General features: G+C 43.9%; 22 protein-coding genes. 8 read left to right on the top strand and 14 right to left on the bottom strand.

Features of this window, described 5'->3' with window-relative positions; genetic code table 11:
- Positions 1-53 precede the first annotated feature (53 nt).
- From RB622_RS03790 to trmD, 4 genes are all read left to right on the top strand, one after another.
- A complete protein-coding gene (locus RB622_RS03790) occupies positions 54-1577 on the top strand; it encodes an OmpA family protein (protein ID WP_308045179.1) in 1524 nt (507 codons plus the stop codon).
- 142 nt (positions 1578-1719) lie between these two features.
- On the top strand, positions 1720-2289 hold the full coding sequence (locus RB622_RS03795; protein ID WP_308045180.1) for a 30S ribosomal protein S16: 570 nt from the start codon (positions 1720-1722) through the stop codon (positions 2287-2289).
- A gap of 99 nt (positions 2290-2388) precedes the next feature.
- A complete protein-coding gene (rimM, locus tag RB622_RS03800; RefSeq protein WP_308045181.1) occupies positions 2389-2955 on the top strand; it encodes a ribosome maturation factor RimM in 567 nt (188 codons plus the stop codon).
- Positions 2945-3619 (top strand): tRNA (guanosine(37)-N1)-methyltransferase TrmD, encoded by a 675-nt coding sequence (gene trmD / locus RB622_RS03805; RefSeq protein ID WP_308045261.1) that lies wholly within the window; start codon positions 2945-2947, stop codon positions 3617-3619. The genes rimM and trmD overlap by 11 nt, the downstream gene beginning before the upstream one ends.
- Positions 3620-3657: 38 nt before the next feature.
- Here trmD and RB622_RS03810 read toward each other — a convergent pair whose 3' ends face one another.
- Both RB622_RS03810 and RB622_RS03815 read right to left on the bottom strand, forming a co-directional pair.
- Entirely contained in the window at positions 3658-4101 is a 444-nt protein-coding gene (locus RB622_RS03810; RefSeq protein WP_308045182.1) for a GNAT family N-acetyltransferase, read from the bottom strand.
- A gap of 50 nt (positions 4102-4151) precedes the next feature.
- Complete coding sequence (locus RB622_RS03815) at positions 4152-5189, bottom strand: RluA family pseudouridine synthase (protein ID WP_308045183.1); 1038 nt, start codon at positions 5187-5189, stop codon at positions 4152-4154.
- 109 nt (positions 5190-5298) lie between these two features.
- On the opposite strand from RB622_RS03815, the gene RB622_RS03820 reads away from it, so the two are divergent.
- Positions 5299-6204: a pyridoxal-phosphate dependent enzyme gene (locus tag RB622_RS03820; RefSeq protein ID WP_308045185.1), complete on the top strand. Its 906-nt coding sequence runs from the start codon at positions 5299-5301 to the stop codon at positions 6202-6204.
- An 18-nt stretch (positions 6205-6222) separates the two neighbouring features.
- On the opposite strand, the gene RB622_RS03825 is transcribed toward RB622_RS03820, so the two are convergent.
- From RB622_RS03825 to rfaD, 3 genes are all read right to left on the bottom strand, one after another.
- Positions 6223-8466, bottom strand: coding sequence for a cation:proton antiporter (locus tag RB622_RS03825; RefSeq protein ID WP_308045186.1), 2244 nt, complete (start codon positions 8464-8466; stop codon positions 6223-6225).
- Positions 8467-8573: 107 nt separating this feature from the next.
- Complete coding sequence (gene sufB, locus RB622_RS03830) at positions 8574-10025, bottom strand: Fe-S cluster assembly protein SufB (RefSeq protein WP_308045187.1); 1452 nt, start codon at positions 10023-10025, stop codon at positions 8574-8576.
- 158 nt (positions 10026-10183) lie between these two features.
- Positions 10184-11149 (bottom strand): ADP-glyceromanno-heptose 6-epimerase, encoded by a 966-nt coding sequence (gene rfaD, locus RB622_RS03835; RefSeq protein ID WP_308045188.1) that lies wholly within the window; start codon positions 11147-11149, stop codon positions 10184-10186.
- Positions 11150-11337: 188 nt separating this feature from the next.
- Here rfaD and RB622_RS03840 point away from each other — a divergent pair, with 188 nt between their 5' ends.
- From RB622_RS03840 to RB622_RS03850, 3 genes are all read left to right on the top strand, one after another.
- On the top strand, positions 11338-11757 hold the full coding sequence (locus RB622_RS03840; protein WP_308045189.1) for a 6-carboxytetrahydropterin synthase: 420 nt from the start codon (positions 11338-11340) through the stop codon (positions 11755-11757).
- A 91-nt stretch (positions 11758-11848) separates the two neighbouring features.
- Positions 11849-12967 carry a lipid-A-disaccharide synthase gene (lpxB, locus tag RB622_RS03845; RefSeq protein WP_308045190.1) on the top strand — a complete coding sequence of 373 codons (1119 nt, stop codon included), beginning with the start codon at positions 11849-11851 and terminating at the stop codon, positions 12965-12967.
- A gap of 159 nt (positions 12968-13126) precedes the next feature.
- Entirely contained in the window at positions 13127-13762 is a 636-nt protein-coding gene (locus tag RB622_RS03850) for a response regulator transcription factor (protein WP_308045191.1), read from the top strand.
- Position 13763: 1 nt separating this feature from the next.
- Here RB622_RS03850 and RB622_RS03855 read toward each other — a convergent pair whose 3' ends face one another.
- The 9 genes from RB622_RS03855 to ccoS form a co-directional block, all read right to left on the bottom strand.
- Positions 13764-14828: a response regulator gene (locus RB622_RS03855; protein ID WP_308045192.1), complete on the bottom strand. Its 1065-nt coding sequence runs from the start codon at positions 14826-14828 to the stop codon at positions 13764-13766.
- An 18-nt stretch (positions 14829-14846) separates the two neighbouring features.
- Entirely contained in the window at positions 14847-16106 is a 1260-nt protein-coding gene (locus RB622_RS03860; RefSeq protein ID WP_308045193.1) for a PAS domain-containing sensor histidine kinase, read from the bottom strand.
- 199 nt (positions 16107-16305) lie between these two features.
- Entirely contained in the window at positions 16306-17670 is a 1365-nt protein-coding gene (gene hemN / locus RB622_RS03865) for an oxygen-independent coproporphyrinogen III oxidase (protein WP_308045194.1), read from the bottom strand.
- 121 nt (positions 17671-17791) lie between these two features.
- Positions 17792-18499 (bottom strand): sulfite exporter TauE/SafE family protein, encoded by a 708-nt coding sequence (locus tag RB622_RS03870; RefSeq protein ID WP_308045195.1) that lies wholly within the window; start codon positions 18497-18499, stop codon positions 17792-17794.
- The gene (locus RB622_RS03875; protein ID WP_308045196.1) at positions 18499-18954 is read right to left on the bottom strand and encodes a FixH family protein; all 456 of its coding nucleotides are present in this window, start codon (positions 18952-18954) and stop codon (positions 18499-18501) included. The genes RB622_RS03870 and RB622_RS03875 overlap by 1 nt, the downstream gene beginning before the upstream one ends.
- A 23-nt stretch (positions 18955-18977) precedes the next feature.
- The gene (ccoG, locus tag RB622_RS03880; RefSeq protein WP_308045197.1) at positions 18978-20381 is read right to left on the bottom strand and encodes a cytochrome c oxidase accessory protein CcoG; all 1404 of its coding nucleotides are present in this window, start codon (positions 20379-20381) and stop codon (positions 18978-18980) included.
- 116 nt (positions 20382-20497) lie between these two features.
- Positions 20498-21541, bottom strand: coding sequence for a cbb3-type cytochrome c oxidase N-terminal domain-containing protein (locus tag RB622_RS03885; RefSeq protein WP_308045198.1), 1044 nt, complete (start codon positions 21539-21541; stop codon positions 20498-20500).
- Positions 21542-21598: 57 nt separating this feature from the next.
- A complete protein-coding gene (ccoN, locus tag RB622_RS03890) occupies positions 21599-23749 on the bottom strand; it encodes a cytochrome-c oxidase, cbb3-type subunit I (protein ID WP_308045199.1) in 2151 nt (716 codons plus the stop codon).
- A gap of 63 nt (positions 23750-23812) precedes the next feature.
- On the bottom strand, positions 23813-23977 hold the full coding sequence (gene ccoS / locus RB622_RS03895) for a cbb3-type cytochrome oxidase assembly protein CcoS (RefSeq protein WP_308045200.1): 165 nt from the start codon (positions 23975-23977) through the stop codon (positions 23813-23815).
- Positions 23978-24008: the final 31 nt, after the last annotated feature.

Raw genomic sequence — 24008 nt, forward strand, 5'->3', positions numbered from 1 at the left:
GTTTTTAAGTTAAATAATTAATGAATAATTGAATCACATAACTAGTGTTTCCCATGAAGAAAAAGAATCTTTACATTGCTTTAGTTTGTTTGTCACTCATGAGCCTGGATGCTTTGGCTCAAAAAAACCGATCGTATGATGGACCCAATAAAATGAATACATGGTCAATCACAGGGTATGGGGGCATTACAAAATTCTTCGGTGATTTGAAAGAATACGATTTCAAGAGAGGCGATCATGAAAATTTGACCGGTGCATGGGGACTCTCCATCAATAAGCAACTTTCTCCAATTTTTGGTATCCAGCTTACGGGATACAACGGATGGTTGCAGGGATCTAAAAAAGGAATGCAAATTCCTGCTCCAAAGGAACCTGGGGTGATCAATACATACGATGCTTATTTCAATAGCCCTTCGTTTATTCAGGTAACTGTTGACGGAACGGTTAATTTGAACCGTTTGCTTTTTGGATACAAAAAAATGCGCCGTTGGAAAGTTGACGCACATTTGGGAGGTGGTATCATGTACTACCACACGGATCTTACAGCTACGAATGTAAAAACAGGAGCTATAACAGAACTTTCTTCTAACACACCGGGTAGTTCAAAAACATCGGGTACATGGGATCGTAATGGTACCACGTACACACGTGAATGGGTGATGCCTCTTGGTTTGGCCGTACATTATGAGCTTTCGCCACGTTTTGACCTTGGTCTTGACTATACTTATACACATGTTAATACAGAAAAACTGGATTTGACTGTGGGTGACAGAACGGATTATGATACGCAGTCAGGTCTTTGGACATTTGAAAAAGGTGATTCAAAAAATGACAGATGGGGACTTTTGTCAGTTGCTTTGACTTACAAATTGGGTAAAAATGCTGTAAGAGCGAAAAAAGGTGTTTACGATGCAGGAAGCGGACGTTACCACCTGCGTTGGGCAAATCCACAGGCTTTGATTCCTGTGCCTTACAACCCGACGATGAATGATGCGGATTCAATTGCTAAAAAGGTTATGCCTAAACCAGTAGATCCGCGTCTTTACACAGATACAGATGGCGACGGTGTTGCTGACTTGTTCGACAAAGAGCCAAATACGCCTGCAGGTAGTGTGGTTTCAGGTGGTGGTGTTGCCATGGATCTTGATAAAATCATCCGTGACGCTATCAAAAATAACTTGCCAAAAGACGAATGCGAAGCTTTATTCAGCAACATCGAATTTGATACGGACAAGGCGATCATCCGTGACGCTTCAAAAGAAACACTTAGCAAAGTAATCGAATTGTTGAACCTGCGTACAAACTGCCGTATCGTTTTGGTAGGACATACAGATGCACGTGCTTCTGATTCGTATAACATGGCTCTTGCACGTCGTCGTGTGGATGCTGCGAAACGTTTCCTTGTTCGTCAGGGTCTTAAAGATACAAGCAGAATTCTTATCGAATACTTCGGTGAGTACCGTCCGGTTGCTGAAAATACAACAGTGGAAGGTCTTCAGTCTAACCGTCGTGTGGAGATCAAGATTTTGCCAAACAATACAATTCGCTCAACTTATCCAGCTGGTTTCCAGAAATAAGAATAAGCATTTAACATAAAAAAAGGGAAGTGATCAGTCACTTCCCTTTTTTTATGTTAAATGCTTATTGAATCAATAATTTTATGTAAATTTGCACCCTGTTTAATTAAGGGACGAGTTCCCTCTCATAACAAATACAACAATGGCAGTTAAAATTAGATTAGCGCGTCGTGGACGCAAACAAAAAGCGATTTATGATATCGTAATCGCAGATGCCAGAGCACCACGTGATGGTCGCTTCATCGAAAAGATTGGTAGCTACAACCCAGGTACTAATCCTTCATCCGTAGTTTTAGATACAGCGAAGGCTGTTGACTGGTTGCTTAAAGGTGCTCAGCCAACGGATACAGCTCGCTCAATCCTGCACCACGAAGGTGTTATGCTTCGCAAGCACTTACAAGTTGGTGTAATTAAAGGTGCAATCGGACAGGACGTTGCTGACGCACGTTTTGAAGAGTGGAAGGCATCTAAAACTGATCGTAATGTTTCTGCTGCTGATTCATTGTCGGCTAAGAAAGATGGCGAAAAGCAAGCGAAACTTGACGCTGAACGTAAAGTAAATCAGTCACGTGCTGAAGCTATTGCTAAAAAGAACGCTCCTGTGGTAGAAGAAGTTGCTGCTGAGGAAGTTTCTGAAGAAGTAGTTGCTGACGAAGCTGGGGCAGCCGCTCCTGTGGCAGAAGATACTACTGACGCGCCAGCTGCTGAATAATTTAGTAGTTAATGCTTTATTTATGGGTCTGTCGGTGTTCCGTACAGACTCATATTTGTTTTAAAGGTTTAGCATCAATATAATTTAATTAAGAATACTTTGACACAGGATAGCTGTTATTTATTAGGCTATATCGTTCGTACGCACGGTATGTCGGGTGATGTCGTTGTTTTTCTGGATGTTGATTATCCAGAGGATTACGAGGACCTTGATTCTGTTTATTTTGAATTAAAGGGTGATCTGGTTCCATATTTTGTGGAACGGTTCAATTTGCAGAAACAGAGTAAGGCCATTGTGCGTTTTGAAGAAGTTGATACCATTGAGAAAGCGCAGGCTTTGGTGGGCACGTCGCTTTATCTGCCTTTGGACGGCCTTGCCGAGCTTGAAGATGAAGAGTTTTATTATCATGAGATCAAAGGTTACACGGTAGTCGATGAAAATAAAGGAACGCTTGGCGTGGTGCGTGAAGTGTATTCTCTGAATGGTCAGGATCTGATTGCGATGGATTATCAGGGTGTCGAGGTATTGATTCCTACTGCCGAAGATATTGTGCTTAAAGCGGACAAAGAGAATAAGAAATTACTGGTGAATTTGCCAGAGGGGCTGTTGGAGGTTTACCTAGAAAATGGCGCTGATAGCGATAATGTTCCTGATGATGCGGATTGATATTATTTCCTGTGTTCCAAACCTTCTGGACAGCTTTTTCGCCCACTCCATCTTAAAACGGGCGCAGGATGGGAATCACGTGGAAGTGGTGATCCATGATCTGCGTGATTATTCGGTTAACAAGCACCGTTCGATCGACGATTACGCTTTTGGCGGTGGTGCGGGCATGGTGCTTCAAATTGAGCCGATTGCGGGCTGTATCCGGGCTTTGCAGGCTGAACGGGTTTATGACGAGATTATTTACCTCACGCCCGATGGCGAGCTGATGGAACAGAAAATGGTCAATCAACTTTCTTTGAAGGGAAATCTGATCATGTTGTGCGGACATTACAAAGGTGTTGATCAGCGCGTGCGCGACCTTTTTATTACCAGGGAAATAAGTATTGGTGATTATGTTTTATCAGGGGGGGAATTGGCTGCCGCGGTTCTGGCAGATGCTATCATTCGTTTGGTTCCTGGTGTTTTAAACGATGAAACTTCGGCCTTGACGGATTCTTTTCAGGACAATTTGTTGGCGCCGCCTGTATACTCCCGTCCATTTGATTTTGAGGGAAATGCAGTGCCTGAAATACTGATATCGGGTCACGAAGCCAAAATTGAAGAATGGCGCTATGAGCAGTCGATCCAAAGAACAAAAGAAAGAAGACCGGATCTATTGAAGTAAATCCGGTCTCGGGTCTTTATCGTATAGTGCAGCCTGACTTAAAAATCCAGGTTGCAATTGATCCATTCGTTATCAAAACTGGTGCCGTATTTACGGTAAAACCCAACAGCGGATGTATTCCAGTCTAATACCTGCCACATCATGCCGGTCGAGCCGGTTTTTTTTGCCGCTGTCACAGTCGCATCGAAAAGTACTTTCCCTATCCCGTTTCCACGCATTTCCTCGGTCACGATGATATCTTCCATGTACAATCTTTTACCTTTCCAGGTTGAATAACGGAAGTAGTATAAGGACAATCCAATGATTTTGGAATCTACTTCGGCGACGAAGAATTCGAACAGGTTTTCTTTAAAGTCGCGCGACATTCTATCGATATTGTTGCTTACCTGATCCAGTGCTCTTTCGTAAATGGCAAGTTCTTTTACTAGTTCAAAAACGGCGGGGATATCTTCAAGGGTTCCCTGGCGGGTGGAAATATTCATAAGTCGGATTTTCTAATTAAAACGTTTGAATAACTAATATCTACTGAATGTTAGGGGTGGGATTGGACATAATTCTCCCATTTGTCTACAATGGCCTGAAAATGCTCAGGGAGTTCGGTGTCGAATTGCATCCATTCCCGGGTTGTCGGATGGACGAAACCAAGAGATTTGGCATGAAGTGCTTGGCCTGGCAGTAATTTAAAATTATTTTCTACAAAAACCTTAAAACTGCCGGTAGTTCCACCTCTCAATATCTTATCGCCGCCATAAACCGTATCATTGAAAATCGGATGCCCGATATGCTGCATGTGCGCGCGGATCTGGTGGGTTCTTCCCGTTTCAAGATTACATTTGATTAGTGATACATAACGCAATGGTTTGATCACTTCATAATGGGTAACGGCATGTTTTCCCTGAGAACCATCCTCAAAAATATCCATCACGCGCCTGTCTTTTGCACTGCGGCCGATATGTCCGGTGATCGTTGCTTTATGTTCCTTAGGTTCGCCCCAGATCAAAGCATTGTAAGTCCTTTCAATGGTATGATCGGAGAATTGACGGGCCAGGAAAGTCATCGCAAATTCCGTTTTTGCGATAACCAGTAAGCCCGAAGTATCCTTGTCAATCCGGTGAACGAGCCCGGGTCGTCCCTCGCCATTTCGTCCTGTCGGTAAATTTTGAAAATGATAAACCAAAGCATTGATCAGTGTCCCGGTCCAGTTTCCAAAGGCGGGATGCACCACCATACCCGTCGGTTTATTCACCAGTAGCAAAACATTATCTTCATAAATAATATCAAGCGGAATGTTTTCAGGGATAATTTCGGTATCTCTCGGCGGCTCAGGCAGCGAGAGCGTGATTACATCAAGCGGTTTTACTTTATAACTTGATTTTACAGATAAGCCATTTACCTTTACCGCCTCTGCTTCGATACCATTTTGTATTTTTGTACGGGAAGCATTGGGGACGTGGATATTTAGAAATTTATCCAGGCGCATCAATGTTTGACCCTTGTCGGCTACAATCCGGTAATGTTCAAATAAATCGTCTTCTTCGTCGGCACTGTTATCGATTACGTCTAATGACATCTTGAATGGTGTAATAAGGCTGATGTGAGGTTTAGGCGGGTTGAATTTTAACGCGCCCGGAATCACATATTTGGAATTTAATTTGAAAAGTACAAAACTACCAAAATTCGTGGACTTACCGGTTCCTTCATTGCCAACACCGCTGCAAGAAATATCAGATTCAGTAACCAGGGAGGTGGGTGTGACGCTTTATATAAAGCAGGACGACCTGATCCATCCTACCGTTTCAGGGAATAAGTGGCGGAAGCTGAAATATAATTTATTGCAGGCAAAAGAAGAGGGCGCATCAACGATTTTAACTTTTGGAGGCGCTTTTTCCAACCATCTGTACGCTACGGCTGCGGCTGGGGATTATTTGAATTTCAAAACGATCGGCATTGTCAGGGGCGATGACCTGGGGGAAGGGAAATCATCAACACTCAAATTTTGCGAGGAGCGGGGCATGATGCTTCATTTTGTGTCAAGAGAAGAATACAAGCTTAGAAATGCTCAGGATTATATTGCTCAGCTTCGTTCGAAATTGGGAAATCCTTTTGTAATTCCCGAAGGCGGAACCTCTGAATGGGCTTTAAAAGGGGTGGAAGAGATGACATTTGAAGTGGATCGGCAACTAAATCAAAAGCCGGACTATTATGCCGTTGCAGCCGGTACCGGCGGTACTGCTGCCGGGATTCTGTCTTCGGGAGCCAATGTTCTGGCGTTTTCCGCACTCAAAGGCGGGGGTTTTCTGGAACATGACATCCTGAATTTAGCCGAAGCCAGGATGGCAAAAAATGGTGAGCTTACTCTTTTTACAGCATATCACTTTAAGGGGTATGCCAGGCATACCCCGGAATTGCTGGATTTTATCAGATGGTTTAAAGAACAGCATGCGATCCAGCTGGAACAGGTTTATACGGGTAAAATGCTGTTTGGGTTATATGACCTGATGAAAAACGGATATTTTAAAGAAGGGACAACAATTGTGGCCGTCCATACGGGCGGGTTGCAGGGGTTGCTGCCGGAGCTAAAATAAAGCTCCGGGTTTATCCTTTCAGATGTTATCCTTCCGCTGAATATACTCTTTAATCAGATCTTTCTCCCCGGCAACCCATAACACGTCTTCCGGTTCAATAACCATCGACGAATCCGGGTTCAGGATGCGCTCTTCGTTGCGTTCAAGCCCTACGACCATGCCATGGGTAGATTCCCTGATCTGGCTGTTTCTGATCGTTTTTCCGATGATATTGTACTCGTTTTTTACCTCAATTCTTTGTAGCGTAATTTTATCTTCCTGCGCCAGGTATGCCTCTCCGTTTCTGCTGATCTCGACGTGGCCGCGGAAACTATCCAGCTGATCATCGGTGCCGATCACTTCGATACGGTCGTATGGATACAAAACTTCCGTGGGGCGGGGCAGTTGAATGTTTTTTGTTCCCCGCTCAATAAGTACGACATTAATTCCGAAACGTTCCCTGATTCCCAGCTCCTGTAAGCTTTTGCCAATCAGCGTAGAGTCGGGGCTTACCTCCAAAAATGCAAAATGCGCATCCCAGGGCAGTAATATTTTCTTAGATTTCCCACTTCCTTCCAATTGTCTTGCATTCAGGTTTTGCAGGAAACGGGTTTCTATTTTGCTATATGATTTTTGTAGCCGCTGATAGAAAATCGCGACAGCTAAAATCATAATACCACCGGCAACGGCCAGCGCAGTAGGTGTTTCAAAGAAAGAATCCAGCAGAACAGCCATCAGGATAATCCCGATAAATACTCTGGCAAATTCTAAAAACAATAACGGTCCCCTGCTGTATTTTCTACTTAGCCAGAGCGCCGTAAAAGCCTTTTTGTTTGATTTTTTGAAGATTAATGCCCAGAAAAAGGGTGAAATAAACAAAAAGGTTAGGGCAAAGATGGCCGACTGTGTCAAATAGGACTCGGGCACTCTGCGGTAAAGCTGCGGAGCGATCTGGCGCGACATGATCAGCACGATACCGATAATCACCACCGAGTTAAGGATCACCGTTTGTGCATACGTTTTGAGGAGCAAATTCCAGTGCGTCGTTTTGGTAATGGTGGCGGTACTTGTGCTGTACCGGTTTAGTCTGGTTCTCCATGATTCGGGTAAATATTTGTCAAACCACGCATAAAATGGCTCAGACGCTTTCATCATGTATGGTGTAGTGAAAGTGGTGATTACGGAAACCCCGACCGCAATGGGATAAAGAAATTCGCTGGTGACTTTTAATGACAAACCCAGGTTGGCAATAATGAAGGAGAATTCGCCGATTTGTGACAAACTCATACCGGCCTGAATGGATTTTTTTAATGGCTGTCCGGAAATAGCGGCGCCAATCGTAACATAAAGCGTCTTGCCCAGGATCACGACGAAAACCAGGATTGCCGTCGGAACCGCATATTCCACCAGCAATTTGGGATTGATCAACATGCCGACGGATATAAAGAAAATAGCCCCGAAAAGGTTTTTGACCGGTTTTAACAAATGCTCGATTTTTTCGGCGTGTGTAGTTTCAGCCAGGATGGATCCCATGATAAATGCACCCAAGGCGGCAGAAAACCCTGCTTTCGTTACCAAAAGTACCATTCCGAAACAAAGTGCAATGGAGGTGATCAAAACACTTTCATCGTTCATCAGATTTCTGAACCGCCGTAGCAGGGTGGGGAAGATAAATATCCCGCCGAGAAACCAGAGGATCAGAAAAAAGAAAAGTTTCATGATGGATTCCAGCATCTCAACGCCGGCAAATTGCTGGCTGATGGACAAGGTGGACAGCAACACCATCAATAAAACGGCGGTCAGATCTTCAATAACCAATATGCCAAAAACGACGCTGGTGAATTGCTGTGTCTTGAGGCCGAGTTCTTCAAAAGCCCGGAAAATAATCGTGGTGGAGGAAATGGCGATGATTCCGCCGAGAAATAAGCTGTCAATTTTGCTCCATCCGAGAAGTTGTCCCGTGATGAAACCGGTGGCAAGCATCAATGCCACTTCAAACAGACCGGTGATGGCAGCCGTACTTCCGACTTTTACCAATTTTTTGAAGCTAAACTCTAATCCCAGGTTGAACAAAAGAAAGATAACGCCAATTTCTGCCCAGATTTCGATCGTTTTGATATCGGTAATGGTTGGGAAAATCGTAAAGTTTGGGCCGACAAGCAAGCCGGCTAATATGTATCCAAGAACAATGGGCTGTTTTAGTTTTTTGAATATAATGGTGATAACACCAGCCATCGTGAGGATTAAAGAAAGGTCAACAATCAGCTGTGGAACGTGGGTCATTAGAGGTTAGTATTTACTGGAAATATAATAATACCAATAAAATACAAAAAGCCTTTGAATCATCAAAGGCTTTTTGGTATTACTTGAAATAATGAAACGCAAACAACTTATCCTACACTTCCTTCCAGACTGATTTCCAGAAGTTTCTGCGCTTCAACCGCAAACTCCATAGGAAGTTGATTTAAAACTTCTTTTGCATAACCATTGACGATCAAAGCGACGGCCTGTTCCGTAGGAATTCCGCGCTGGTTGCAATAGAATAATATGTCTTCTCCGATCTTTGAAGTTGTCGCTTCGTGCTCAACAGTGGCTGAGGGATTGCTGACTTCAATATAGGGGAAAGTATGGGCTCCACATTTATCTCCCAGCAACAATGAGTCACACTGAGAGAAATTACGTGCTTTGTCTGCTTTCTTAAATACCTGAACCAATCCACGGTAAGAGTTTTGGCTCTTTCCTGCTGAGATACCTTTTGATACAATACGGCTCTTGGTGTTTTTACCGATATGGATCATTTTTGTTCCCGTATCCGCTTGCTGCATGTTGTTGGTCACAGCAACGGAATAGAATTCACCGATCGAGTTATCACCTTTCAGGATAACCGAAGGATATTTCCATGTGATTGCTGACCCTGTTTCAACCTGAGTCCAGGAAATTTTAGAGAATGCGCCGTCACACAAGCCACGTTTTGTAACGAAGTTGTAGATACCGCCTTTTCCTTCTTTATCACCAGGATACCAGTTTTGAACCGTTGAATATTTAACATTCGCGTTTTCATGTGCGAAAATTTCCACCACGGCAGCGTGCAGCTGGTTTTCATCACGCATCGGTGCGGTACATCCTTCCAGATAGCTGACATGGCTGTCTGCATCTGCAATGATCAATGTACGCTCAAACTGACCGGTTCCTGCCGCATTGATACGGAAGTAGGTGGAAAGTTCCATCGGACATTTAACACCTTTTGGAATGTAAACGAATGATCCGTCAGAGAATACAGCCGAATTTAAGGCCGCATAAAAATTGTCCTTTTGCGGTACAACCGAGCCAAGGTATTTTTTGACAAGATCCGGATGCTCACGTATCGCTTCACTGATCGAGCAGAAAATAATTCCTTTTTCTCTCAGCGATTCTTTAAAAGTGGTGAAAACCGACTCTGAGTCCATTACCGCATCCACCGCAATGGGAACGCCCGAAAGCCTCTTTTGCTCATTCAGTGAAATCCCCAGACGCTGGAAAGTATCACGCAATTCAGGGTCTATATCGTCCAGACTTTCAACAGCCTTTTTCTTCTTAGGTGCTGAATAATATTTAATAGCCTGAAAATCAATTTTCGGGTAATGCACATTCGGCCATTTCGGCTCCGGCATTTTAAGCCACATGTTAAAAGCTTTCAAGCGCCACTCCAGCATCCATTCAGGTTCATTCTTTTTCGCGGAAATAAACCGTATAGTGCTTTCATCCAAGCCCATAGGAGCCTCGTCTGCCTCAATATCAGTTACAAATCCGTATTTGTATTCCGAACTGGTGATTTCCTCCAACAATTCTTCTTCTTTGCTCATAGTCTTTTTTATATCACGCTATGGTTGTCGTTATATTGCTAACACATAGAAATGACATTGAGTTTATATCTAAGCTCAAAATTACATAAAATAATAGACAAAGTTATGACCGGAGTCATAACTTGTGTCGTTAATAAGGTTATTGAACCGTGAAAATCTTAAAGATAGGCACCTGAAGAAAGGTAATCCTTCACGTATTCACTGATACCCTCTTCAAGGGTATGGAATGGCCTTGTGAAGCCAATTGAGCGCAATTTACCCATATTAGCCTGAGTAAAATACTGATATTTATCACGAATGTCTTCCGGGGTGTCAACAAAGCTGATATCCGGGGTTTTGTCCATGGCAAGGAACGTGTTGGTTACCAAATCCTTGAACGTACGCGCCTTTCCGCTTCCCAGGTTATAGATCCCGGAATCTTTGCGGTGATGCATAAAGAACAGACAAACTTCGATCAGGTCTTTCACATAAATAAAATCACGCATCTGCTCTCCATCCTTGAAATTGGGATTGTGAGAACGGAAAAGTTTCATTTTTTCAGTGGCTTTGATCTGGTTGTAGGCATGGAATATCACTGAAGCCATACGTCCTTTGTGATATTCATTCGGGCCGTATACGTTAAAGAATTTCAAACCGGCCCAGAAGAATGGTTTTTTCTCCTGCTGTAATGCCCAGATATCGAAATCATTTTTGGAATCGCCGTAAGGGTTAAGCGGTTTCAGTTGCGGGATCAGGGATTCGTTGTCATCATAACCCAGTTCGCCCAAACCGTAAGTAGCCGCCGAGGAAGCGTATACCAATGGAATTTGATAGGCCACACATTTTTCCCAGATCGTTTTGGAATAATTCAGATTGAGTTCGTCAAATATATCCTTGTCAAACTCGGTGGTGTCTGTTCTGGCACCGATGTGGAAAATAAATTCAACATCCTGATTGTTCTTTTCCAACCATTCAAATAAAGAACTGCGCTCAACGCGTTCCTTAATCGTTTTTCCTTCCAGATTTTCTGCCTTCTCGATTTTTGAAAAATCGTCAACGGCGATAATGTTACTAAAGCCTTCCTGGTTAAGCCTGCTAATCAGCCCGCTACCAATAAATCCGGCTGCACCTGTTACTATAATCATAGGAGAGATTATTTGTTTAATGAGGTTAAACTGTAAAAAGAATGCCAGATAAGAGCAATCCTTTTCGTCAATCTACTCATGAATTTCTCGTTAAATTGTATTTTTTTTAGTTTACTGCTTATAATCTTACAAAACTACCGATACAAGATGTAATTTTGTAACATTATTACATAGGGAAGGAAAAATTTATGATTTACGTAACGCGAAAAGAACATTTCAATGCAGCACACAGGCTTTACAATCCGACGTGGTCTGATGAGAAAAACCAGGAAGTATTTGGCCCCTGTGCCAACAACAACTGGCATGGACATAATTTTGAACTCATAGTTACAGTAAAAGGCAAACCTGACCCGGATACTGGTTTTGTGATAGATCTTAAAGTGTTGGGTGATCTGGTAAAAGAGAAGGTTGTCGATAAAGTTGACCATAAAAACCTGAATCTGGACGTAGATTTCATGCAAGGAAAAATGGCTTCCTGCGAGATTTTCGTCATGGAAATCTGGAACATTCTGGCGCCTGCCATTCAGCAGGTTTCGCCTGGCTCAAAGCTGCATTATATTAAACTGGTTGAGACCCCGAAGAATTTCGTGGAATATTACGGGGAGTAAACTACCGGAACAGAAAGTGAAAAACGCAGGATCGTGACGCTGCGTTTTTCACTTTTTTATTTACTTTACAGCGCTCAATTTTAATTCAAGCATGAAATATTATCTCGTTGCCGGCGAACGTTCCGGAGATCTGCATGGGGCCAACCTCATGAAAGGAATCAAAGCAAATGATCCGGAGGCGCAGTTTCGCGGCTGGGGAGGGGATATGATGCAGGAAGAAGGAATTGATCTGGTCACCCATTATCGGGATACCGCTTTTATGGGTTTTCTGGAAGTGGCGATGAATATCCGGAAGATCGCCGGGTTTTTGAAAAAATGTAAAAAAGATATTCTGGCTTATAAACCGGATGTGATCGTGCTGATCGACTATCCGGGATTTAATCTGCGCATTGCCGCTTTTGGGAAAGCACAGGGCTTCAAAACTTTTTATTATATCTCACCGAAAGTTTGGGCGTGGAACCAAAAGCGCGCGTTAAAGATCAAGAAGAACGTGGATCGCATGTTTGTGATCTTTCCTTTTGAGATCGATTTTTACAAAAAATTCGATTATCATGTCGACTATGTCGGGAATCCGCTGATGGATGCCATTGAAGCTTTCGGGCCTGATGCCGATTTTAAAAAGAAGAATAACCTGAACGAAACACAGCCGGTTATTGCCTTGTTGCCGGGGAGCCGTCGTCAGGAAATTATTAATATGCTGGATCTGATGCTTACGGTTCAGCCACATTTCCCGGATTATCAGTTCGTTATTGCGGGCGTCAGAAATCTGCCTGCGTCGCTTTACGAAAATTATGAGGCACTGAAAAATGTGTCTGTCGTTTATGAGGCTACTTATGACCTGCTCGCAGTTTCGGAAGCGGCGCTTGTTACTTCAGGTACGGCCACGCTGGAAACCGCGCTATTGAATATTCCGGAAGTTGTTTGTTACAAAACCAGTGGCTTTTCATACGCCGTTGCCAAAAGGCTGATTCGCGTGCCTTTTATTTCCCTCGTCAATCTGATCATGGAGAAGGAAGTGGTCCGTGAGCTGATCCAGGACGAACTGAATGAAACGGAGCTTGTGGCGGAATTGGCCTCGATTCTTAAAACCGGTTCTAAAAGAGCGACGCAGTTGAAAGATTATACCAAATTACATGCACTGGTGGGAGGGTCGGGGGCTTCCGAAAGGACGGGAGGTCTGATGGTCCGTTATTTAAAAGCAAATGACTAGAAATTATTTTGTAGTGATAATTCTATGATTGAATTGAAGAATAACTATCCATATTTTAGTTAAAGAAAATTATATTTGCGCGTGGCGTCTATCTGATCATATTTTTCAGAAAGGGACGCACTATTTGACCCACCCTCCTTTATTCAACAGTAAACTGGTATGCAACGAGTACTTTTGGTCAATCATGATTCGGGTATGCATTCGGATCTTGACTTGCGTTTCAAAGAAAATAACCAAGCGAATTTCGTTATAGACGAAGTCAGAAACGGCAATGAGGCGTTGAAAAAAATCGCGAATACTCCTTACGATCTATTGCTGCTTAACCTGATGATCCCCGATACCGACATGCTTGGCCTGATCGGGAAGTTGAAAGGTCTCCGGCCAGACCTTCCGCTTTTAACATTTTCACTGGTCATGGAGTATACACTTATCAAGCGCTATTTAACCAGCGGTGTTAACGGGTATTGTTTTTACAAACAGGAAGATACTGCCGAGATATTTAAAGCCATTCGTACCATTGTTTCGGGTAAATGGTATATCAGTCCGGAAATGGTTGAGCTGATCGTGGAGGACGCGCTGTATGGAAAAAAAACGGACCGGCTGGATGCGTTGACAGAACGTGAATTTGAAGTTTTCTCGCATTTGGTGAAAGACGAAACCCCGGCCGTTATTGCCGAGATTTTATCCGTACACACCTCTACTGTTGCCTTGTATAAATCCAGGATTATGGACAAACTACGAATAACAAATCTGGTAGAAATGAAAAATATGATGAAGATGCCGTCTATGGCCTGAGTTAATTGCGCATGCGGGACAGTTTTTCATATTCAAGTACCGTAATGAGGCTCCCTTTCATATCGACCAGTTTTTCTTCCTTGAAGTCGGACAGGGTGCGGATCACGGTTTCCGTTGCGGTACCCACCATCGAGGCGATATCTTCGCGGGTGATGGCCATGGAAAATGGTTTCGATTTATCTTCCTGGTAGCGCTGTACCAGCATCACCAGTGCCTGCGCAACCCGTTTGCGCACCGAGTTATAGGCCAGTTGCAGCAACCGTTCCTCACGGTCTTTAATTTCATTGGAAAGCATTTTGATAAACTTGGTAGCGACCTCCCGGTTCCCCTGAATCAGATTGAAAAAGTCATCTTTGGGAATGATCGCCACTTCTGATTTTTCCAGTGATATGGTGGTTTCCTGGTAGGGCTCTCCCTGAAGCAGATCCAGGTACCCGAAGAAATCTCCCTCTTTATATAATTCAGTAATATACTCCTTGCCGTTATCGTTGGATTTGTAAGCCTTTACTTTGCCTTTCTGAAGGAAGAAAACATTGGAAGGAAAACTGCCTTCCGTATAAATAGTTTCTTTTTTTCTTAGCGTTTTGACCTTTTTGTCATCGGCAAGTTTGGTGATCAAATCAAACGATTTTGCTTCATGAATAAACGCATCAAGTCCCTCGGCTGTCCGGGTAAAATGTCCTTTTAACCGTTCACTTTTTCTTAATCTTATTTCAACCGCATTCAAAAGTTCAACATCATCATAGGGCTTGGTAAGATAATCGTCCGCACCCATGGTCATACCTTTGCGGTAATCGCTTTTTTCTGCTTTTGCCGTCAGGAAAACGAAGGGGATATTGGCTGTCAGATCATCCTTGCTCAACAAATGCAGCACACCATAACCGTCCAGTTCGGGCATCATGATATCACAAATGATCAGGTCAGGTTTTTCGTGATGTGCTACCTGTACGCCTTCCTTCCCGTTTTGCGCCGTCAAAACTTCATAATTGGCTAATCCCAATATCTCGGCCGTGTTTTCACGCATTTCCGGATTATCTTCAATCAACAGGATTCTCTTATTTTCCATTTCAAAAATTGATGTAAATTAAATTGTGGCGGGCAGCTGGTCCGGAAGTTCAACATGAAAAGTTGTGCCTTTGTCTACTTCGCTGGAAAATGAAACTTTTCCGCCCATCAGGTCCACATAATTTTGTACGATATTCAGTCCTAATCCTGTTCCTTGTGCATTACCGGCATTGTTTGCCCTGAAAAAGCGATCAAAAATATGTACCTGGTCACTCTCAGGAATTCCAATGCCCTGGTCCATAATTTCAATGAAAATCGTTTTTCCATCGGCACGAACATTCAGCTTGATCAGTTTTCCGGGTCCGGAATATTTTATGGCATTGGAAATCAGGTTAAAAATGACGTTCCGAAGTAATTGTTTATCAATCCATACTTCCGGATTCCCCTGATGTGAAAACAATATTTGCTGACCTTCCTTGCATAAACCCCGGATCTCTTCAATAAGTCCCTTACAAAATTCCGGCAGCAGCGTGAAAACCGAAACACTGTGAATACGTCCTTCTTCCAGTTTTCCGATGGACATGAAATCGTTCAAAATTTCAGTCAGGTTGGTTACTGCTGACTTGATCCGCTGCACATGTTTTTGCCGTTTATCTTCTTCTTCACCTTTCGGATATCTTCCAATCAGCGAAGCGGAGGAAAGGATCGTGGCCAGGGGGGTACGAAACTCATGCGAAGCTATGGTGACAAACTGGCTTTTCATATTATTCAATTCCCGCTCTTTTTTTAAAGCGCGCATGACCTCTTCCTGCGACTGTTCAATTTTGCGAATTGCCTTTGCCAATTCTTTTGTTCTCTGGTTTACGCGTTCTTCGAGTTCAGCATTCAGTTTTTGAATTTCCTGATTTGCCTCTTGGATAATGTTTTCCTGTTTTTTCCTTTCGGTAATATCAACGACAAAACTTACTACAAACTGGCCTTCGCTGGTTTGAAAAGGGCTTAAACTAACTTCCACCGGAAACTCGCTTTCATCTTTACGGCGGGCAAACAATTCCAGAGAGCTACCCATTCCACGTGCGTGAGGGGATTCCAGGTAGGTGTCGCGGTGATGCACATGTCTTTTGCTTAATCTTCTGGGGATTAGCGTTTCAATGTTCTGGTTTACCAACTCCCCTTCGGCATAGCCAAAAAGTTCAAGTGCTTTGGGATTCAGCATTACGATAACCCCTTCTTTATTCACCACTACAATCCCTTCGGTAGCGTGTTTAAATAGGGCATCAAGCATTTCAATATGCCGTGTCATGGCTTCGGTCTGTTTTTCTATATACGTACTAAACATACCAAGTTACAGGACATAGTTGAAGAGAACAAACTTTTATCAATTTGACGGGTTTCAGTGATGAATGATGGCGTGATGGCATGAGTGAATGCTGGAAGAGGAAACTTTCTGAACCACAGGTGTATAACACGGCATCGTGTCGCCAGACCAAACTTTTAATCGCGCGTCGGCCGCTTTCCGCTTTCCACTTTCAATTAAACTAAACCGTCTGGCTAAAAATGGATGTTAAGGGCTGCTCTTCCCAGAGTTTCGCATCAAAGGCCATGCAAACGTTTCGCACGAAAGCCTTTCCTTTTTCAGTTACATGCAGTTGATAAGGCTCAATTTTAACCAGCTCATCGAATTGTAATTCAGACAACCGCCCGATGGCTTTATACAAGTCGTCACAAACCTCGTCTTCCTGTTCCCAGGTGGTGGAAAACTGCGTCATAATACGCAGGATATGTTTGCGCAAAATCAGATCATTTTTTGTCAGTTCATGACCTTTGAAAACAGGCAGACGGCCCGCTTCTATTTGTGCATAATAGGCTTCCACACTTTTTTCATTCTGAACATAACCGGTCCAGCTGTCACTGATCGAAGATGCGCCAAGTCCGATCAAAAGCCGTGTGTGGGTGTCGGTATAACCCATGAAATTCCGGTGTAACTGGCCGCGTTGCTGTGCCTTGTAAAGTTCATCGGTTTCCAGGGAAAAATGATCCATGCCGATATCGTGATAACCTGAAATTTCCAGGGCATTACGACCGGTTTCATAAATCGCCATTTTTTTATCCGGATCTGGTAAATCCTGCTCCGTGTACCTTCTTTGCCCGGGTTTGATCCATGGAACATGCGCATAACTGTAAAAGGCGATCCTGTCGGGATGCAGCGGAATGACGCGCATAATGGTTTCCATCATCGTGCAAACTTTTTGAAATGGCAGACCATAGACGATATCAAAGTTGACCGAAGTGTAACCAATTTCTCTGGCTTTTTTTGTCAGATGGCTGACCTGTTCATAGGTTTGGTGGCGATTTATAGCTGCCAAAACCAGCGGATTGAAATCCTGAACGCCTATGCTGATTCTACGGAATCCGACATTGTAAAGTGCCTGTACATGTGCGTCGGTGGTATTGCCCGGATGTGCTTCAAAACTGAACTGAGCCTGTGCATGAACAGTGGTATTTTGCAATAAACCTTCAATCAGTTTAGTAAGGTTTTCAGGACTGAAAAATGTTGGGGTTCCGCCTCCCAGATGTATTTCCCGGATGACTGGTTTCGTTTCCCCGAAAATGGAAAAATATAAAGCCCACTCTTTTAAAACGGCGTTTACATAAGTTTCTTCTACTTTATGATTGACCGTTATCCGGGTATTGCAACCGCAGTAGGTACACAAACTTTCGCAAAACGGGAGATGTATGTATACACTGATTCCTTCTTTTTCGTTCGAAACGCTGAACGCTTCTTTTGCAAGTTCTTTCCATTTTTGTTCCGTTGGCGGTGTTTTTTGCCAGTAGGGAACGGTTGGATAACTGGTATATCTAGGCCCGGGAGTATTGTATTTAAAAAGCAAATCCTTATCCATGGGAGTCGTGTTTTGAATTAATTTCTATGGATCAAAACTAGTGAGGTGGTATGGGTTAAAACATGACTCTGGTCATGTTAAAAACTTACTTTGGCAAGGAATTCAATGGGTGCGGCAAGCATTATTTTCCGTGACAAACAGTTATGGTTTCCTGGTTGTTGTCGATACTGGAAGGGTATTGGATTAATAACCCTCTTACAATAAGTATGATACCGGCAATGCTCAGTATGACAGGCATGAGTTTTCGCATTTTGGTGCGAAGGGAAATGCTAAGCCATTGTTTGAAAAAACCGACAGCGAGCATGACAGGCATCGTTCCGATCCCGAAAACGAGCATGAACAAGGCGCCGTAAGTCGGGCTTCCGGTTGCGATGGAGGTGATCAGGGCAAGATATACCAGACCACAGGGAAGTAAGCCATTAAATACGCCCAGTAAAAAAGTGCTTGCTAAAGACCTGCTTCGAAGCAGGGACGACATTTGGTTTTTAATCAGTTGTACCAAATTTTTCCAGAACTGAGGAGGATGGAAATAACGATCCAGGCGGTGAGGCCACAGGACGTAAGCCAGCATCAGGATACCGGACAAAATGGAGAGATAACGAAAGTAGCCTATAAAAACGATTGAAGAACCGAGTCCTCCCAAAAACAGGCCCAGTGCAGCATACATGATGGCTCTTCCGCTGTTGTAAACAAATACTCCGGTAAATCGTTTGAATTTACTGCCCCCCTGAACCGGGATAGCCATTGCAATCGGTCCGCACATACCGATGCAATGGAAACTGCTCATCAGTCCCATGGTCAGCGCCAGGTATGGAAGGGCGCTGGTCATTATTTTTGAGGGTTGCTGTTCATTACGATGAGATCTTCGTTCCAATAGGTTTCTGAACCGTTTTTCCAGTCAATTTGTAAATAATACCGGCCGTCGGGGATTTGGGAGGATTTTATGAATTGACTATGATCTTCCGTTTGGACGGGAAAGACAAGGTCTTTTTTATCGTCTGACGGGCAGTATAACTTCACATTTCCGGAAATATTTTTGGCTGAAAACATTTTAGGGAAATGAATGGTTATTCCGCTTTCATCCACTTCCCACCGAAGTGGCTCGGTCAGTTTTTCCGCTCTTTGCACTTTATTTATTTTATCCTGAAAACGCAGTTCTTCGGCATAGTATTGATCCGTTACCAGATCGATTTTCTGGCTGACACTCATGCCCACCAACACTAATATCATGGCCACAAATCCTGTGTAAAGAATTGCAATGCCTGCTCCCCAATTTAGTTTCATAAGATTATTGGTTATCGTTGCGGTTATTCCTCGGGTGCCATGAATGTGGTTTCAAAGCTTTCGAGTTTTTCATTGCCCTGGAAAACCGATAGTTTTAACTTCGTTTTCCTCGTATTTAACTCGGATTTTGGGATGATGATGAACAAAGTCCCTTCTGCCATACCTGCACCGTCGAGTGTGAGGTCGGGTTTCCCGGCGAATAATAATGTGCCTTTCGGATCGTCCAGACGGAGCACAGGTTTTACGATCTGGTTTGTTTTATTGAAAATTTTGAAGGTGTATAAATTGCTGATCGTCCCATCCTTATTTTCGATGTATTGACTGCCAGGAGCACGGAAGAGGGTTGTCTGCGTATCATTACGGGATGCAATCAGGTATCCGAGCGCGGACCATAGCAGCACAAGCACGACGATGTACCCACGGGTACGGTTTGTGATCAGTTTGTTTGTACCGCTGACAATCGCATTTTCGGACGTGTACCGAATCAACCCCTGATCAAAACCAACCTTATCCATCATCGAGTCACAGGCGTCAATACAGGCGGTACAGTTTACACATTCCATTTGTGTTCCGTTCCGGATATCGATTCCCGTCGGGCAAACGGCGACGCACTGAAAGCAGCTGATGCAATCGCCTGCGGTACGGTCGTGTCCTTTATGTAGTTTTTCCCGGGGTTCTCCGCGTTTGTAATCATAGGCAACCACGATCGAATTTCGATCCATCAATACCCCTTGCAGACGTCCATAGGGACAAACCACAGTACAGGCCTGATCACGCAGCCACGCAAAATTGAAGTAAAAAACACCTGTAAAAATGACTATTCCTGAAAAAAGCACAACATGCTCATCGATGGGTTCGCTGATGATTTTGGATAATGCGTCCACACCGATGACATAGGAGAGCAGTAAGTTTGCAATCAAAAATGAGACCAGTAAAAAAGCCAGGTATTTAGCTCCTTTTTTCAGGATCTTGTCGCCTGTCCAGGGCGCTTTATTCAATAGTTTTTGTTTGCCGCTATCACCTTCAATGAAATACTCAATTTTCCGGAAAACCATTTCCATAAAAACTGTTTGAGGGCAGGCCCATCCGCACCATAGCCTCCCGAATATCGTCGTAAACAGAACGATAAATACCATAAACGAGAGCATCGTAAGCCCAAACAGCCAGTAATCCTGCGGGCCAATGAATAATCCAAAAATGATAAATTTACGTTCCAGCACATTGAACAATAAAAGCGGCTGTCCGTTGTATTTTAAAAATGGTGTTACAAATAAAAGGGTAAGGATAGCGACTGTAAACCAAATACGCCGGTTATGCCAGTCCCCCTTGGGTTTTTGCGGATAAAACCAGTTTCGTTTTCCATCTTCATTAACGCCGCTGAAATGGTCGCGGAAGGAATCTTCGGGAGGAACGAGCGTAGACTTCATAATTTTATGGTCACAATCAGCAGCTTGTTTTTTTGGAAAACTTTTTGCTGAGATTTAAAGAAAATAATTTGCAATAATTGCGTAGCGAATGGCTGGCCCCTGTTTTTTACACAGATTCACTTTTTCGCCAAGGTACTGTCGCCGGTGCTTTTCCCTTGTTCGTATAAATCACCCTGCGGTTCTTTTGCGTTGGCGGGTTTGGTCCCTTTTAGCGATATTAGATAACTGGACACTTTCTGGATATCGGTTGGAGAGAGTTGTTTTTCCCAGGAAATCATCCCTTTTTCCGGCACACCGTATTTAATCACCTTGAACACATTCTTAATGCCGCCGCCGTGCAGCCAATAGTCGTCCGTTAAATTAGGCCCCACACCTCCACCGGCTTCCGGTCCATGGCAGGCCGTGCATTTTTCCTGAAAAATTGCTTTCCCCTGATCAATTCCAGCTGCCTCTGAAATCGCAATTACTGTATTTTCATCCATACTGGAACCTACTTTTTCAAGATATGCTTTTTTTGCGATGTCTGCCTGCGCGACTTCTTTGTCTAGTTCGGCAATTTGCAAGTCGCCGAGTCCACTGAAATAATAGGTGCCATAAATTACAGCTAATATGATTGTGGAAATAAATAAGGACTGCAGCCATGGCGGCATCGGGTTATCCAGTTCCTGGATGCCATCATAATCATGACCTTCAATCAGGATTTGTTTTTCATCATGCAAGGCGATACCAACACCACCGAAATTTTTCCACCAGCCGATATTCAGAAACGATTTTGCTGCGTTTTCAGGATTTGCGTTTGTGACTTCTTTTAAAACAGATAAGGCATTGACCAATAATATAATCACCAAAACCATCACAAAAAACAGCACGCCCAGCAATATGATCAGCAAAATGTCAGTGCCGGAAATAGCTCTGACCGGTTCGGTTTGTTCCTGAGCAAAAGCAGTGGTAGATAGCAAGGTTAAAAATGCGATGGAAAGAAGCCCTTTTTTTAAGCTTCCGTCTTGCAAGGGAATGTTTTTCATGTGATCCACGGATTTTTTATCCAAACGGAAAACATACACAAGCAGTCCGACAAAAAACAAAAAGAATATAAGTAGTGAAATCAGCGGGAAAATTTCCACACCCGCAATGGTTTCAAGATAGTTTCGAAATTTCATAATGTGAATGTATTTGGATGCACAGGCGACTTTGCTGGCCGCCTGTGCGCTGGAAAATCACTTATTTGTTTTTATGTCAGTCCCAAGACGTTGCAGGTAAGCAATCAAAGCGATGATTTCTTTATTTTCATTGGCTTTGATACCACTTTGTTTTAACCGGCCCTGGATTTCCCTGGCCTGTTTGTGCAGCTCGGCGTTGGCAATACGTTCATAACCTTTTTCATAAGGAACACCCAGCGTCTGCATGGCCTGGATTTTCGCGGCCGTCGTTGAGGTATCCAGATCATCTTCAAGCAGCCAGCCATACCGTGGCATAATCGATCCAGGCGACATAGAAGTGGGATCTTCCATGTGGTTGTAATGCCAGGAGTCAGGATATTTGGCGCCTAACCGGTGCAAATCCGGACCGGTACGTTTTGAACCCCACTGATGCGGGAAGTCATAAACAAATTCTCCCGATTTGGAGTATTCACCGTAGCGTTCGATTTCGGAACGGAAAGGACGGATCATTTGCGTGTGACATACGTAACAGCCTTCTCTCACATAAATATCCCGGCCCTGAAGTTCCAGTGGACTGTAAGGTTTGACGCTGGCAATGGTTGGTACGTTAGACTTAATCATAAAGGTCGGGATCATTTCGATCATGCCCCCAATTGCTACGGCTACCAGTGCGAAAATTGTTAATGCCAGCGGCTTACGTTCCACTAATCTGCGGTGCCAGTGTTCGTTTTTAGCGGGTTGCCAGATGGCCGACAATGGCATGGCTCTGGCCGTTTCTGAAGGTACCAATGTGCCTTTTAAGGCAGTCATCCATAAGTTGTAGATCATGACTACAAACCCGATGATGTACAAAGTGCCGCCTACGCTGCGCAGAAAATAAAGCGGCGCGAGCTGTGTAACGGTTTCCAGGAAATTAGGGTATTTCAATAAACCTTCCTGTGTAAATTCTTGCCACATGGAGCTCTGTACCCAACCAGCCCAATACATGGGAACGGTGTAAAAAATTATCCCCAGCGTTCCGATCCAGAAATGGAAATTTGCCAATTTGGGAGAAAACAACGGACGGCTGTAAAGGCGCGGAAAAAGCCAGTATAACATACCAAATGTCAAAAAACCGTTCCATCCTAAGGCACCTACGTGTACGTGGGCCACGATCCAATCGGTGTAATGCGCAATGGCATTTACATTTTTGAAGGATAACATCGGCCCTTCAAAAGTCGCCATACCATAGGCGGTAATGGCCACCACGAAAAATTTCAGCACCACATCTTCCCGTACTTTATCCCAGGCACCGCGCAAAGTCATTAGCCCGTTCATCATGCCTGCCCATGAGGGAGCGATCAGCATGACCGAAAAGACAGTTCCCAGGGTCTGCGCCCATTCAGGAAGTGCAGTGTAAAGTAAATGGTGAGGACCAGCCCAGATGTATAGAAAAATCAAAGCCCAGAAGTGTACAATCGACAGACGATAGGAATAAATCGGGCGATTGGCTGCCTTTGGTAAAAAGTAGTACATCAGCCCCAGGTAGGGTGTAGTCAGGAAAAACGCCACGGCATTATGTCCGTACCACCATTGCACCAGGGCGTCCTGCACCCCTGCGTAGATGGAATAACTCTTGAAAAAAGATATCGGAAGTGCCATACTGTTCACCACATGAAGCATAGCAACGGTAACAAAAGAAGCAATGAAAAACCACACAGCCGCATAAATATGCTCCACGCGGCGGTTAATGGTTGTCATGACCAGGTTGATCAGGGCAGAAACCCAGACAACGGCGATGGCGATATCCAATGGCCATTCCAGTTCGGCATATTCTTTGGATGTGGTTAATCCCATCGGCAAAGAAATGGCCGCACAAACAATGATGAACTGCCAGGCCCAGAAATGGAAACGGCTTAACGCCGGATTCCACATGGGTGTACGTAAAACCCTTGGCGCGGCATAATACATCCCTGTGAAAAAGCCATTCCCTACAAAGGCAAAAATAACAGCATTGGTATGCAGCGGGCGGATCCGGCTAAAAGTTGTATAAGGTAAATCCAGATTCAGATTAGGAAATACAAGCTGGAAAGCAGCCAGAAGCCCAACGAGCATGCCAATAAGTCCAAACAGGATTGTAGCAATGGCAAAGTTCCGAACAATCCGGTTGTCATATTGAAACTCGTCCAGCCCGACAGATGAGATAGCTGGATTAGGATGGTTTGACATAATTTTGAGTGAGAGAATGGTGAATAAATTTGGGTAATAAGTTATGGCTATACGTGCGAAGGGTTATTTCGGAACAGATGAGCCGGATTCGTTTTCATCCAGCAGAATCCGGACGGATGGCGTGTAGTCGTCGTCAAAATGGCCGCGGCGCACTGACCAGATAAATGCGCCGAGAAAGCCAATGGCTACCAATAAGCTGGCGATGATTAACAGATAAAGTGCGCTCATGGAATTTATTGTTTTGTAATTATTTGATAAT

This window comes from Dyadobacter sp. LHD-138, assembly GCF_030929615.1.
Taxonomy (GTDB): domain Bacteria; phylum Bacteroidota; class Bacteroidia; order Cytophagales; family Spirosomataceae; genus Dyadobacter.

Bases quoted from the DNA above. Each gene is read 5' to 3' on its own strand.
- hemN (WP_308045194.1), bottom strand. From the start codon at position 17,670: ATGGATAAGGATTTGCTTTTTAAATACAATACTCCCGGGCCTAGATAT.
- RB622_RS03855 (WP_308045192.1), bottom strand. From the start codon at position 14,828: ATGGAAAATAAGAGAATCCTGTTGATTGAAGATAATCCGGAAATGCGT.
- RB622_RS03825 (WP_308045186.1), bottom strand. From the start codon at position 8,466: ATGACCCACGTTCCACAGCTGATTGTTGACCTTTCTTTAATCCTCACG.
- ccoN (WP_308045199.1), bottom strand. From the start codon at position 23,749: ATGTCAAACCATCCTAATCCAGCTATCTCATCTGTCGGGCTGGACGAG.
- RB622_RS03850 (WP_308045191.1), top strand. From the start codon at position 13,127: ATGCAACGAGTACTTTTGGTCAATCATGATTCGGGTATGCATTCGGAT.
- trmD (WP_308045261.1), top strand. From the start codon at position 2,945: ATGCGGATTGATATTATTTCCTGTGTTCCAAACCTTCTGGACAGCTTT.
- lpxB (WP_308045190.1), top strand. From the start codon at position 11,849: ATGAAATATTATCTCGTTGCCGGCGAACGTTCCGGAGATCTGCATGGG.
- rfaD (WP_308045188.1), bottom strand. From the start codon at position 11,149: ATGATTATAGTAACAGGTGCAGCCGGATTTATTGGTAGCGGGCTGATT.
- RB622_RS03810 (WP_308045182.1), bottom strand. From the start codon at position 4,101: ATGAATATTTCCACCCGCCAGGGAACCCTTGAAGATATCCCCGCCGTT.
- RB622_RS03870 (WP_308045195.1), bottom strand. From the start codon at position 18,499: ATGACCAGCGCCCTTCCATACCTGGCGCTGACCATGGGACTGATGAGC.
- RB622_RS03860 (WP_308045193.1), bottom strand. From the start codon at position 16,106: ATGTTTAGTACGTATATAGAAAAACAGACCGAAGCCATGACACGGCAT.
- RB622_RS03885 (WP_308045198.1), bottom strand. From the start codon at position 21,541: ATGAAATTTCGAAACTATCTTGAAACCATTGCGGGTGTGGAAATTTTC.
- RB622_RS03815 (WP_308045183.1), bottom strand. From the start codon at position 5,189: ATGTCATTAGACGTAATCGATAACAGTGCCGACGAAGAAGACGATTTA.
- sufB (WP_308045187.1), bottom strand. From the start codon at position 10,025: ATGAGCAAAGAAGAAGAATTGTTGGAGGAAATCACCAGTTCGGAATAC.
- RB622_RS03875 (WP_308045196.1), bottom strand. From the start codon at position 18,954: ATGAAACTAAATTGGGGAGCAGGCATTGCAATTCTTTACACAGGATTT.
- ccoS (WP_308045200.1), bottom strand. From the start codon at position 23,977: ATGAGCGCACTTTATCTGTTAATCATCGCCAGCTTATTGGTAGCCATT.
- RB622_RS03795 (WP_308045180.1), top strand. From the start codon at position 1,720: ATGGCAGTTAAAATTAGATTAGCGCGTCGTGGACGCAAACAAAAAGCG.
- RB622_RS03790 (WP_308045179.1), top strand. From the start codon at position 54: ATGAAGAAAAAGAATCTTTACATTGCTTTAGTTTGTTTGTCACTCATG.
- ccoG (WP_308045197.1), bottom strand. From the start codon at position 20,381: ATGAAGTCTACGCTCGTTCCTCCCGAAGATTCCTTCCGCGACCATTTC.
- RB622_RS03840 (WP_308045189.1), top strand. From the start codon at position 11,338: ATGATTTACGTAACGCGAAAAGAACATTTCAATGCAGCACACAGGCTT.